This window comes from Stenotrophomonas sp. Steno-Z1 (assembly GCF_056393175.1).
In genome coordinates, this window is record NZ_JBWJPB010000001.1 from 1399076 (window position 1) to 1411696 (window position 12621).

At 68.6% G+C, this 12621-nt stretch carries 11 protein-coding genes; 2 read left to right on the forward strand and 9 right to left on the reverse strand.

Annotated features, from left to right (window positions below):
• Nucleotides 1-8: 8 nt before the first annotated feature.
• Together AC06FD_RS06205 and AC06FD_RS06210 are read right to left on the reverse strand one after the other, a co-directional pair.
• Nucleotides 9-377, reverse strand: coding sequence for a hypothetical protein (locus tag AC06FD_RS06205; RefSeq protein ID WP_478077296.1), 369 nt, complete (start codon nucleotides 375-377; stop codon nucleotides 9-11).
• A 33-nt stretch (nucleotides 378-410) separates the two neighbouring features.
• The gene (locus AC06FD_RS06210) at nucleotides 411-989 is read right to left on the reverse strand and encodes a M48 family metalloprotease (RefSeq protein WP_478077297.1); all 579 of its coding nucleotides are present in this window, start codon (nucleotides 987-989) and stop codon (nucleotides 411-413) included.
• A gap of 381 nt (nucleotides 990-1370) precedes the next feature.
• On the opposite strand from AC06FD_RS06210, the gene AC06FD_RS06215 reads away from it, so the two are divergent.
• Nucleotides 1371-2957, forward strand: coding sequence for an SDR family NAD(P)-dependent oxidoreductase (locus tag AC06FD_RS06215; protein WP_478077298.1), 1587 nt, complete (start codon nucleotides 1371-1373; stop codon nucleotides 2955-2957).
• Nucleotides 2958-2987: 30 nt separating this feature from the next.
• On the opposite strand, the gene AC06FD_RS06220 is transcribed toward AC06FD_RS06215, so the two are convergent.
• Entirely contained in the window at nucleotides 2988-4124 is a 1137-nt protein-coding gene (locus tag AC06FD_RS06220; protein WP_478077299.1) for a hypothetical protein, read from the reverse strand.
• Nucleotides 4125-4171: 47 nt separating this feature from the next.
• Nucleotides 4172-6040 (reverse strand): XVIPCD domain-containing protein, encoded by a 1869-nt coding sequence (locus AC06FD_RS06225; protein WP_478077300.1) that lies wholly within the window; start codon nucleotides 6038-6040, stop codon nucleotides 4172-4174.
• 216 nt (nucleotides 6041-6256) lie between these two features.
• Here AC06FD_RS06225 and AC06FD_RS06230 point away from each other — a divergent pair, with 216 nt between their 5' ends.
• Nucleotides 6257-7498 carry an MFS transporter gene (locus AC06FD_RS06230; protein WP_478048135.1) on the forward strand — a complete coding sequence of 414 codons (1242 nt, stop codon included), beginning with the start codon at nucleotides 6257-6259 and terminating at the stop codon, nucleotides 7496-7498.
• Between the two features lie 93 nt (nucleotides 7499-7591).
• Here the strand turns inward: AC06FD_RS06230 and AC06FD_RS06235 are convergent, their stop codons facing one another.
• The 5 genes from AC06FD_RS06235 to AC06FD_RS06255 all read right to left on the reverse strand — a co-directional run bounded on the left by AC06FD_RS06235 (nucleotide 7592) and on the right by AC06FD_RS06255 (nucleotide 12618).
• Complete coding sequence (locus AC06FD_RS06235) at nucleotides 7592-9874, reverse strand: autotransporter family protein (RefSeq protein ID WP_478077301.1); 2283 nt, start codon at nucleotides 9872-9874, stop codon at nucleotides 7592-7594.
• A gap of 420 nt (nucleotides 9875-10294) precedes the next feature.
• Nucleotides 10295-11092, reverse strand: a complete 798-nt coding sequence (locus AC06FD_RS06240; RefSeq protein WP_478077302.1) for an AraC family transcriptional regulator — start codon at nucleotides 11090-11092, stop codon at nucleotides 10295-10297.
• 34 nt (nucleotides 11093-11126) lie between these two features.
• On the reverse strand, nucleotides 11127-11450 hold the full coding sequence (locus AC06FD_RS06245) for a thioredoxin family protein (RefSeq protein WP_478077303.1): 324 nt from the start codon (nucleotides 11448-11450) through the stop codon (nucleotides 11127-11129).
• The gene (locus tag AC06FD_RS06250) at nucleotides 11447-11869 is read right to left on the reverse strand and encodes a baeRF12 domain-containing protein (protein WP_478077304.1); all 423 of its coding nucleotides are present in this window, start codon (nucleotides 11867-11869) and stop codon (nucleotides 11447-11449) included. The genes AC06FD_RS06245 and AC06FD_RS06250 overlap by 4 nt, the downstream gene beginning before the upstream one ends.
• A gap of 119 nt (nucleotides 11870-11988) precedes the next feature.
• On the reverse strand, nucleotides 11989-12618 hold the full coding sequence (locus AC06FD_RS06255) for an ATPase (RefSeq protein ID WP_259202646.1): 630 nt from the start codon (nucleotides 12616-12618) through the stop codon (nucleotides 11989-11991).
• Nucleotides 12619-12621: the final 3 nt, after the last annotated feature.

Consider the following 12621-nt stretch of genomic DNA (forward strand, 5'->3'; position numbering starts at 1 on the left):
CCTGCACCTCAGCCCGGGAACACCCGGTAGGTGCTGCGGGCTTCACGGCTGGCCTTGAGCGCAGCAATGACGTCCGCTGCCGAAGGCGCGCCTTCGATGATGCACACCGCGACCGTGGTCGGCTCCCTCCCACCGATTTTTTTCTTCTTGACGAGTTCCGCAGTGAATTGCACGTCCACTTTGAAACCGCCCTCTTTCAGGGGTCGCGCGTCGATGTGGTAATCGTCATTGAGATAGATGCCATTCTTTTCCCGCAGCAACCTGCTGACGTCACTAATCTCGTCCAGCAGCGCGTTGAAGCTACGGTCGTTGGGCAGATGCCTGGGGTCGGCAAAGCCTTTGCCGTTCTCGGACGTAGTGAGGTTCTCGAAAGCCATGGTAGTTCCTTTGTCCGGTTGCGGGGTGACGGATCAGTGACCGGTTTTCGCATCAGGCAGTGCCGCGCAGATCTGACGGGCGGCGTCGCTGAAGGCCACCTTCTTGTCGATCAATGCCCGCAGCTGCTTGACGTAGTTCACCCGGTCGTCGCCCGGCGGATGGTCGCCATCCTTGTGCGTGTCGAAGATCTGGCTCGTGCGCCACCGGCTGATGGAGTCGATCATGGTGTCCCAACCGATACCGAGCTGGATGAGGAGGTAGGCCGCACTGAGGTCGGCGATCACCTCGGTCGCTTCCCCTGAAGCGCCGGTCAGGCCCACCTTGGACAGGACATGCTCGCTGGTACCGTGGCCGAGCTCGTGGGCAAGCGCGAACTTGATCGCTACGTTGTCGCCGATGGCCAGCAGCCCCTCGCTGACGACCATGCCCAGTCCCTGCTCGTCATCGGTCGGCGTGAGATTACCGTTGGGCACACTCCCCGGCTCGGTCTTGACCACCGGCACCATCGGCAGGCCGCAGGCATACGGCGTGTCGTTGGCGTAGAACTGGCTGGAAATGAGGGCCAGGGCCTCCTTGGCAAAAGCACTGGCCTGCGCGGCATTCATGGACATGGGAACCTCCCGTGAGCGAGCCCGACGAATACGGGCCCAGGCGTTCACTTTTTACGTTCCCCGCGCCGGTGGCGTGCGACCCGCCGTTGCGAGGCCTGCACCCCCTGTTGCGCGTGGCGATTCGCCTGACAGGCCAGGCCCGTGCCGCTCCAGGTGGCCTGCCCGGCGGGCCCAGCAGGCTCACACCGGTATCGCGCGCCAACGGGGGCAGTCCGTAGCCGCGCCGGCGACCAATTCCGGGCCGATTGGCGCCCACCCCTCCCGATCAGGGACAATAGCCGCCGCCCGGGCGTCCCCGGGCCCGCTACAGCATGGTCCAGCATCGAGCCGGTCATCGCTCTGCTTCCCGCCCTGCCTCCCCACCGCTTCCCCGGAACCGACGTGAACACCATCGCCCCTCCCCTCGCCGCCGACGATCTGCCCCTGACCGACCGCCTGCGCGCCGCGCTGGACCTGCTGGAGGCGATCGAGGCCGACCGCAGCGTGCTCGACACCCTGCCCGACGCCGATCGCGCGCGCCTGCACCAGGTGGTGGCCAAGGTCTACCACCCCGAGCCGAAGGCGCGCCGGCAGATGCTCAAGCAGCAGGCCAAGCAGCGCCACCAGGAAAAGGTGCGCAAGGCCGAGGCCCTGCTCGAGCAGACCGGCATCCGCACGCTGCGCCGCAAGCCGGTGTTCAGCACGCCGAACTATTTCCCGCCGCACGCCGCCGGCCTGCATGACGCGCACAATGGCGAAGGCGCCGCGGCAGCACCCGAGCCGGTGCATTCGCCGGAACTGCGCCACTGCTACGTGTGCAAGCAGAAGTTCACCCAGCTGCACCATTTCTACGACCAGATGTGCCCGACCTGCGCCGCGTTGAACTTCACCAAGCGCACCGAGACCGCCGACCTGCGCGGTCGCGTCGCGCTGTTGACCGGCGGCCGGGTCAAGATCGGTTACCAGGCCGGCCTGAAGCTGCTGCGTGCCGGTGCCGAACTCATCGTGACCACGCGCTTCCCGCGCGACTCGGCGGCCCGCTATGCCGAAGAGCCGGACTTCGCCGAGTGGGGCCACCGCCTGCAGGTGTACGGCCTGGACCTGCGCCATACGCCCAGCGTGGAAGCGTTCTGCAACGAGTTGCTGGCCACCCGTACGCGGTTGGACTTCATCATCAACAACGCCTGCCAGACCGTGCGCCGCCCGCCGCAGTTCTACGCGCACATGATGGCCGGTGAGACCGCCGCGCTGCACGAGCTGCCGGAAACGGTGCGCAAGCTGGTCGGCCAGTACGAGGGCCTGCGCAGCCCGGAACTGCTGAGCGACGCCTCGGCGATCGCGCTGCCGGCGGTGCAGGAGCGCGGCCTCAACGGGGCCGATGGCCTGACCCGCGCGGCCGAGTTGTCGCAGGTGGCGCTGCTGGAAGACGAGCTGGTGGGCCAGCAGCATCTGTTCCCCGAGGGCCGTCTGGACCAGGACCTGCAGCAGGTGGACCTGCGCGGCCGCAATTCCTGGCGCCTGTTGATGGCCGAAGTACCGTCGGTGGAATTGCTGGAAACCCAGCTGGTCAATGCGATCGCGCCGTTCATCATCAACGCGCGCCTGAAGCCGCTGATGCTGGCCACGCCCGAGCGCGACAAGCACATCGTCAACGTGTCGGCGATGGAGGGCCAGTTCTACCGCAACTTCAAGACCACGCGCCACCCGCATACCAACATGGCCAAGGCCGCGTTGAACATGATGACGCGCACCTCGGCGGCCGATTACCAGAACGACGGCATCCACATGAACAGCGTGGACACCGGCTGGGTGACCGACGAGGATCCGGCGGAGATCGCCGCCAAGAAAGTGCAGGAAGAGCGCTTCCACCCGCCGCTGGATATCGTCGACGGCGCTGCGCGCATCGTCGACCCGATCATCCATGGCTTCAACACCGGCGAGCACGTCTGGGGCCAGTTCCTGAAGGACTACGCGCCGACCGACTGGTAAGCGCGCGGCAGGGCGCGGGGCGACCCGCGCTCAGGGATCGGAGCGCGCCGGATCGAACACGAACCGGTGCGTGGCCGGATCGAACACGAAGACATTGAACGTGCCCTCGCCCCCGGCGCCGCCCGACCAGGCCGGCAGGAGGAGATCGAGGTGGCCGTCGGCGTCGGCGTCCACCACCTGCAGCAGGTCGGATTCGCCTGCGAGGACCGGCTCGGCATCGAAATCCCGCAGGACCTGCACGCGCTCACCGGTGCGGGCGTCGAGCACCTCGATCGCCGTCAGCACGCGTCGCGCCTCGTCCTGCGTGTCACGCTCGAACCCCAGACGAAACCGGAACCCGGGTGCGCTGGCGGCCTGTTCCACCCACAGCGGCCGCGACAGTGCATCGCGATCGATCCAGCCGGTCCTGCTGCCGCCATCGGCCGCCACCTGCTCCACCCGATACCACGACGGCGTGCGCGCGAGCACCGCCACGAAACTGCCGGCCGCCAACGGGGTGCCGCCGCCTTCCTGGCCGGCATGCGCGTGCAGCGCAATCGCGTTGGGCAGGTACAGCACGTCCTGGTAGTCGCGCGCCTGCGCCAGGGCAAAGCCGTCGCGGTAGTGGGTCACCTCGTAGTGCTGGATGCTGCGCCCATACGCCTCCGGCGCGCAGACATCGGCGATGGCGCAGATGCCGGCCTCCTCCGGCGTAGGCGTGCGCACCGCCGGAACCTGCTCGGTCCCGGTGGCGCGCTTCTGGTCGTCCCAGCGCACCGTGAACCGGGTTGCGGTCCACTCGATCACCGCCTCGCTGCCGTCGGTGCCGATGTGGGTGCGACAGAACGGCTGCGCGTCGGACCGGGCGTTCCAGCCCGGAAACGCATAGGCCTGGCACAGTCGATGCACGGGGTTGCCGTCGTCGCGATCGTCCGCATCGGTGACGAACACCAGCTTGTTGAGCCCGGCCTGGCGGTCACGCGAGACGTAGGCATAGCGGACCTTGGCCGCCACCGGCAGCGCGTGCTCCACGCGTTGCCGGTACGCCTGGCCAGGCGGCGCGATGGCCGGCGGTGCCGACAGGTACGCCTCCGGGTCCAGCCGGTACAGGCCCGGCTGCAGGAGATCGACAGGCGCGGCCTCGGCGCTGGCCAGGACGGCGGCCAGCGCAAGCAGGGAAAACGGCATGCAGCAGACTCGTGGATAGGGGGGGCGCGCGTTACGCGCGCCATGCGTCATGCCTGGCGGGCCATCTCACTGGCCTGCACCTGCTCGGCCGCGCGCGCGGTCTCCGGCGCCGGCGCCCGCGCCTCGGCCACGGTCTGCAACGCACGCACGTGCTCGCCCACCGGCGTCGCCACCGCCTCGGTGGTCTCGGCCCGCGCCAGCCGGCGGTCCGCGCCGTGCGGGTCGCCCTGGACGGCGAACGCGTACTGGCCGTTCTCGCTGAGCACTGCCTGGTCGATCCGCTCCAGGCCCTCGCGCCGCGCCGCCACCAGCAGGCCCATGTACAAGCGCTCGCTCATAGCATCGGACTGGCGACCCATGCCCTGGTCCAGCGCACCGACCGCCGACTGGCCCTGCCGCATCAACCCGTGGTCGGGGCTGTCGGCATGGCGCGGGTCCTGCGGCAGCAGGGGCGTCGGCGCCGGCAGGTTGCGCAGCCGCGGGCTGTCCACGCTGGCGTCAATCGGGACGAAGCCGCCGCGCGGATCGCCGTCGGCGGCGTTGGAGAGCTTGAACAGGCGCTCGGCCATGCCGTGCGCGGACTGGCCCTGCATGCGCGCCATCGTGGTGGCGAACGCATCCACATCCTGCTGCGGCCTGCCTTGCCCGTCATCGGCCAACACGTGCCAACGCGGGTCGGCGCCGGGGGTGTCCTTCACCAGCGCCTGGGTCTGCGCCATCAACGCGCGCATCTGCGGCTCGCTGAAGCGCAGGGTGAGGGTGTCGCCGGCCTGCACCGGTCCCTCGCGGCGGGTGTCGCCGGTGAGCGCGGTGTTGAGCATGCCGGCGATCTGCTCGGCGTGCGGCTGGTTGCGCAGGTCGAGCTGGAACTCATAGCGCCGTGCCTGGACATTCTCGGTGCCATCGGCGGCGTGCACGCTCAGCCGGGTCATCGGCACGTTGCCACTGTATTCCACGCGACGCGCATCGACATGGCTGCCGTCGTCGAAGCGCGTGCGCACTACCTCACCGGCATTGCGTGCGCCGCCCAGGTCCGCGCCCAGGTGCTCACCGATGCCTACCTTGAGACGCGTCTGCGAACTCATCCCGAGCCGTTCCACCGTCGCGGCCGCTTCGACGCCGGGCGTCTGCGCGGCGATTTCGCCGGTCGCCACGAAATGCGCGTAGGCGGCCTGGCCATCGGCCTGGCCGAGGTCGAAGGTCGCGGTCTTCACCGTGGACTGGCCGAGCGCGTCCTGGCGGCCGAGCATCGCGCTGACGCCACCGGCCGACACACCGAGCCCGTTGAACGCCGATACCGCCTGGTTGGGCCCCATGCTCACGCGCACATGCTGCGCATCCACGCGGTCCACGCGGTAACTGGCCCCGGCGGCCTCGGTGAGCTGGGTCTGGGTGGCGATGTGGCGGAAGCTGGCATCCAGCGCAGTGCCCTGGAACGCCTGCCCATCCAGCGTGACCCGGCCACCGACCGGAATCGAGGTGGGATCGAACGGAGATACCCGCGCCGCGTCGGTCGCATCCTGCCCGGCGGGCAGGCTGACCAGATAGCGGCCGCGCGTGCCGGCAGTGCTGGACACCTCGGCGGCGGCACCACGGCTGCCGCCGCCGCCGTGCTCGGCGCGCACCCCGGCCATCTGTTCCATCTGCACCTGGTAGTTCACCAGGCCATCGGCACTGGCGTGGGTGAAGGTGACCGCCTGGCCCTGGGTCTGCGCCGTCGCGCCGAGCTTGGCGACGTCGCGCTCGGTGGCGCCCTTGACTGCCCCATCGCCGGGATTCCAGCTGATCGCGTGGGCCCCCACGCCGGCGCGGTACTCGCTGTTGGCCGAACCGTAGTCCGGGTTGAAGGCCACCTCGGCGGCACTACGATGGCGCGCGATGCTCGCTGCGCCGTCCCTGTTTGTATCGGCATTCATGCCGTGACCTCCTTGAAACGAGCGCTCCATTGTAGAGGCCGGGACTGAAGCGCGCGTTCACTGCGCGTGGCGGCAACGGTGCCCCAATCGCGACGACGGCCGCCCAAATCGCGCGAGACGGGATGCCGTCGAGCGCCTACGCTTGTCCATCTCCCCCGTCCGCCGGTCCGGGGCCAGCCGCGCCCCGCGCCTGGTATCGCGACCCTCCTGCGTTTGATGCCGCCCATGACTGCACCGCCCCCCGCCCCCAGCTCCTCCTCGAACATTCCCGCCGCCACGCCTGCCGCCCCGGTCAACCAGGGCTTTGCGATCCGCATCGTCGGCGCGGCCGCGTTCGCGCACCTGCTCAACGACATGATCCAGGCGGTGCTGCCGGCGGTGTACCCGATGTTCAAGAGCGAGTTCCAGCTGAGCTTCGGCCAGATCGGCGTGCTCGCGCTGGTTTACCAGGTCACCGCCTCGCTGCTGCAGCCATGGGTGGGCATGTACACCGACAAGCGCCCGCTGCCGTACCTGCTGCCGTCGGGCATGGTGGCCACCTTCATCGGCATCGCGATGATGGCCCTGGCCAACAGTTACGAGATGCTGCTGGTGGCCGCCGCCGTCGTCGGCGTGGGCTCGGCCACCTTCCACCCGGAAGCGTCGCGGGTGGCGCGGATGGCCTCAGGCGGTCGCTTCGGGACGGCACAGTCCACCTTCCAGGTGGGCGGCAACACCGGCTCGGCACTGGGCCCCCTGCTGGCGGCGGCCGTGGTGATCCCGCACGGCCAGCGTGCGATCGGTTGGTTCATGCTGATCGCTGCGGTCGCCATCTTCGTGCTGTTCCGGCTCACCGGTTGGACCGTGCGCCATGGCCAGGCCAAGATGAGCAGCCTGGCGCGCAACCACGGCACCGGCCTCAGCCGCGGCAAGGTGGTGCAGGCGATCGTGGTGATCTCGGTGCTGATGTTCGCCAAGTTCGTCTATATCGCCTCGTTCACCAATTTCTTCACCTTCTACCTGATCGAACGCTTCCACCTCAGCGTGCAGCAGAGTCAGATGTATCTCTTCATCTTCCTGGCCTCGATCGCGCTGGGTACCTTCATCGGCGGCCCGGTCGGCGACCGGATCGGGCGCAAGGCGGTGATCTGGATCTCGTTCCTTGGCGTGGCCCCGTTCGCGCTCGCGCTGCCCTACGCCAACCTGATGGGCACGGCGGTGCTGGCGATCGCGGTCGGCCTGGTGATGTCCTCGGCCTTCGCCGCGCTGGTCGTGTATGCGCAGGAAGCCGTGCCGGGCCGCGTGGGCATGGTGTCGGGGCTGATGTTCGGCCTGATGTTCGGCATCGGCGGCGTGGGCGCGGCAGGCCTGGGCAAGCTGGCCGACATCCACGGCATCGTGTGGGTCTACCACTTCACCTCGTACCTGCCGCTGCTGGGCCTCGCAACGGCATTCCTGCCGAAGACGAAGATGCACTGACGAGGATGTGTCCTGGCCTCCGGAGCCGCAGGCCCGACCGGCCCGCAACGGCACAGGGGCAACCGTAGCGGCCCCTGGCGGCATCGCTCCCGGTTACCAGGCCCGGCGCACGCCAATCTGCGCCCCGGCATCCCGGTAGCCGCCATCGCCACGCTGCACGCGCAGGTCGCCCCAGGCCGACCAGCGCTCGCCCAGCCGGAGCTGCGCGCCGGCCTGCGCTTCGTAGCGGTTGGTTGGAAGGGAGGCATCGATCGTCTGGCCATCGAACCGCATGCTCTGGCCGCGTTCGGTGTACAGCCAGTTCACCGCCACGAACGGCTGCACCCGATTGCCCGCCGCGTTGTCGTGCCCGAACAGGCGCACGCCCACTCGCGATTCCAGCCCGCCAGCGCGGCCATCCTCCACCCGCGTGCCGTTGCTTTCGCGGTGCAGGTCGCCGTTGTAGTCGGTGTAACTCACCTGCAGCTGGGGCTGCAGGTAGACCGAACGGTGTTCGCTGTCGGTCAGTGCGATGCCGTAACCGGCTTCCAGTGACGCCGCACGGGTGGTGGCGTGGTACCTCTCCCGGTCCAGCCCGTCGCCCTGCACCTGGCTGTCGTAACGTCCGTACTGCAACCAGCCGTCCAGGTACAGCCCGGCATCGTCCTCGGCGTTCTGCACCCAGCTGGCGTAAACACCCAGCGCGTCGCCCTCGACCTTGCCACGGGTTCCATAGCCGGTGAGCCGCGAGATGGCCTGGGTCGTCGCATCGCCGGTGGCCAGCATGACGCCCACCGAGCCGCGCCCCTGCTGCCCCCAGCGCGCCAGATCGCTGCCGATCTGCAGCGCGCTGGTCTGGCTGCGGGCGTCCACCTGGCCGGCGACGGTGGTGTGCAGCTGATCGCGCGACACGCGCGCCCACGCGCCCATGGTGTCCCGATCGAACGACGGTTGGCCACGATCGTGGCGGCGCTGCTGGAACATGCGGATCGCCGCCGCCTGGTTGGCCAGATAGGCGCCGGGTTCGGGGCGCAACACGGGGACCGGGTCCACCGGATCGACCGGGTCCACCGGCGTAACCGGATCGACCGGGTCAACGGGATCGACCGGGTCCACTGGTCTGCACTGCGGCAGGCTGGGGTCCACCACACAGGGGTCGGGTGTCACCGGCAGGGCCGAGCGCAGATACCAGCCTCCATCGGACGGGGTGGATACCCCGCCCTTGAACAGGAAGTACTCATAGGCACCGCCGACGGCGCGCCCCGACAGGGTAAACGTGGCGTTGGAGGCCCCCGCCACGGAAATCAACTGGATGCCCTCCCCCGTCTGCGCACCGCTCCCGCCGAGGTTGTTGACCACCACGGTGCCGGTGCCCGAGGCATTTCCGCCCAGGACCAGCTTGTCCGAGGGCGACGCGTCGTCGCCCAGCACACTGTTGAAGATCACGGTGCCGCCGTTGATGGTGAAATCACCACCGACGGTCACGGTCTTGAACCCGGGGGCAGACGCATCGAAGGCCAGCGTGCCCGCGTCCAGCGTGAGCGTGCCCACGGTGGAATCAGCGGTGACGTTCCAGCGCGATCCGGTCTGCAGCACAGCCGCGGTCACATTGTCGAAGCGGCCGGTGATCTGCGCAGCGTTCGCCAGCCGCAGGTCGATCGTCTCGCCCGCGGCCACCGACACATTGCCATCAAGGCGGCTGTCATCCACGAGCACCGTCGCGTTTGACAGGCCCGGTGTGCCGCGGCTGGCGGTGAGGACTTCGATGATGTTCCCGTTGCCGCCGATCAGCGTGGACCCGTTGACGATGGACACCAGGCCGTTGAGTGGCAACGCATTTGCCTGAATCCGCAATGCCGCACCGGTAATGCCCTCGAGGGTCGATGCATCCAGCGTGATCGAGGCGTCGGTCTGCCCACTTCCGCCGGGCACATAGGTCAACCAGGCCCCATTCTGTTGCCCGCCCACATAGCTGCCATTGGCGAGCGTGCTGGTCGCGGTGATCGACGCCAGGCCCACGCCGTCGAGCGTGCCCGACCCCGAACTGCCATCGGCAAAAATACGCGAACCGTCCAGCGCGATGATGGCCCCGTTGTTGCCCTGGATGCCGGTGCGCGTGGCGGCAATCTCACTGTTGACCAGGCGCAGGCTGCTCGGCACGTTGGACCGGAGGTTGATGCCGTTGCTGACGCTCACAATACGGGTGTCGGCAATCTCGGCAGTTGCACCACTGGATATCAGGAGCGCTGCATCGTCCGCACCCGTCGGGACGCTTTTGGTGATCGTCCCCCCTTGCGCAACCACGCTTGATCCCGCTCCGTCGACTTCAATGGTGCCGGTCGCGCCGCCGGCCGAGACGGTGAGGATCGACCCACCGGTCACGGTCCAGTCTTCCACGGGCGTTGATGGATCCACCGTTGCCCGGCCGCCATTCGACAGATTCCCTGCCTGCGCGCTCGGAAACGCTGACAGCAGGGCCAGGCTGATCGCGAGCGGGAGCAGCCTGGCGCGGCCAGGGGTCAATGGCGGCGTTACCGCCATGGACGCCGTCGCCGGGCAGGCAGGGCGCGACGCGTGCCGCAGGAGGGGGGAACTCTTCATGCAGGTGTCCTATGGTTGTACTGCCAGTCGACCCCAGGGCACGCGGCGCGGCGGCGGCCGAGCATCGGGGCATAGCCATCATCCCGATCCACCGGCGGGACGCCATACAACTTTTCTCAACCGTGACGGAAAGCGCCGGCTGCTGAGCTGTGAGCGGGCTCACCGTACAACTTCCGCATATGCACCGTGAAGCTTTCGTAGTGATCCGGCGCTGCGTCAGTGGAAGAACTGGCTCGGTCGTTGCCCGAAGCGCTTCTTGAACATCGCAGTGAACGCGCTGGGGCTGGCATACCCCAGCGACAGCGCTACATCGATGATCTTGTCCCCGTGCGCCAGCCGCTCCAGCGCGCGCAGCAACCGCGCCTGCTGCCGCCACTGGCCAAAGGTCATGCCCAGCTCGCGCGCACACAGGCGCTGGATCGTCTTGACGTCCACCGACAGGCGGCGCGCCCAGTCCTGCAGCGTGGAGGGATCATCCGGGGCGGATTCCAGCCGGCGGGCGATGGCCTGCAGGCGCGGGTCCAGCGGTTGCGGCAGGTGCAGCGGCAACACCGGCAGCGTCTGCAGTTCGTCGAGGATCAGTTGCATGACCCGGCCATCGCGGGAGTCCTGGCGATACGGCTGCTGCACCTCGACGGCGGCGCGGATCAGCGCGGCGAGCAACGGCGTGACCGAGACCGTGGAGGCCGTGCCCGGCGGATGGGCGATGGCCGACGGCAGGATGTACAGGCTGCGCATGCCGACCGCGCCGATGCAGCTCACCTTGTGGCCCATGCCGACCGGCATCCAGATCGCGCGCGTGCTTGGCACCACCCATCGCCCCGCACCTGCCTGCACCACCAATACGCCGGTCTCGGCGTACACCAGCTGATGGCGGTCGGGATGATGGTGCAGCGGAATCACGGTGCCGGGGCTGTAGTCGCGCGCGCGGCACAGCACCGGCGCATCCGGCGCGAAGGGCACGCTGCGGCCCTGCCCATCGGCGGCGGTGATGTCCTTTTTTCTATAGGGCACGCGTGGATCCCGGCAAACAACCAACGCCGGGATTCTAGCCCTGCAGCGCCTGACGGAACACCGCCAGATCGCCATCCCCGCGCGGCCGCACCACCCGCGCCACCTCCTGCCCGTCGCGCAGCAGGATCACCGTCGGCCACAGCGTGACCTTGAACGAGCGGCCCGCAGGCCGGCCCTTGCCGTCCTCGATCTTCAGGTGCGGCATCTCGTGCACGTCCAGCCAGTCCTTGAGGACCGACTGGGCGGCACTGCAGTGCGGGCACCACGGCGCGCCGAACTCGACCAGTTGCCAGCCCCTACCCGCGTCGATGTCGGCGCGGGAGGGCTCCTCGCTGACGTAGTCGCGGCTGTAGCTCATCGCGCCTGCTCAAGTGCCCGCTGGATGTCTTCGAGCGGGGCGTTGGTAAGATCCTTGGCCAGGTCGGTGAGCAACCGCGACTGGACTTCCTTGTGCAGCTGCGGCCGGATCCGGCCCAGCGTCTGCGGATCGGCGATCAGCACCAGGTGGGCATAGCGGTTGTTGAGGGCGTCTTCGTTCAACTGGCCGGCCAGCTGCTTGGCGAAGGTGGCTTCGTTCATCTGCGAGATGCTCATGTCCTGCGGCATCGAGCCCGACGGCCCCTGGCCGGAGACACCCTGTGCGCTGATGTCCTGGACCTTCAGCTCATCATGCTGCTTGAGCTGCAGCGTGCGGCCATCGCCGACGTTGGTGAACACACGGGCCGAGCCGCCATCTGCGACGACGACGAGGGTGCCTGCGGGAATGTGCTGCTGCATCGTGGACTCCTTGGGAAAACGGGTCGCCATTGCGCCCTGGGTCCAAGGTAGGCAGCACCATGTAAGCACCGCGCATACGGATGTGTGCGCCGCGTGTGCACCGCCCCCTGCCCGCTGCGTCAGGCAGCGCCGGCGTGCAGTTCCATCGCCCGCATCACGATCGGCTTGGCCCAGTCCGGGGTGTGCAGCAATTCGGCGACCGACACCGGGTAATGCAGGCCATCGCGGTCCAGTTGCAGCAGGGGCCGCGGGTCGGCGCGGCCCTGCTCGTCCAGCGGGGCGCTGTTGTCGTAGACGTGCAGCTCGGCCAGGGACGGAAGCAGATCGATGAGGTTCTCGCGCGAGGCATCGTAGCGGGCGCGGATCTTGTCCTGCGGGATGTCGTGGCCCCCACGGCTGACCCGGGCCGCCACGCGCTCGACGTGCAGGTCCACGCTGTCCAGGCCGCAGAACCAGATGGCCACCTCATGCGACGCGCAGGCCTCGCCCAGCAGGCGCGGAATGGTGTTGCCGCCGAGCGTGCTTTCGAAGGCGAAATCGCTGCCATCGGCCATCGCCTGGCGCAGTCGCCGGGTCCCTTCGTGCCATGCCATCGCGTTGGCCTCGGCCTCTACCCAGCCCGCCTGGACCAGGGCGCGGGTGAACGCGTCGGGGTTGTACCAGGACAATCCCTGGGCTTCCAGCAGGGTGCCCAGCAGCGAACTCTTGCCGGCGCCGTTGACGCCGGCCAGCACCAGGATCCGCCCCATCGG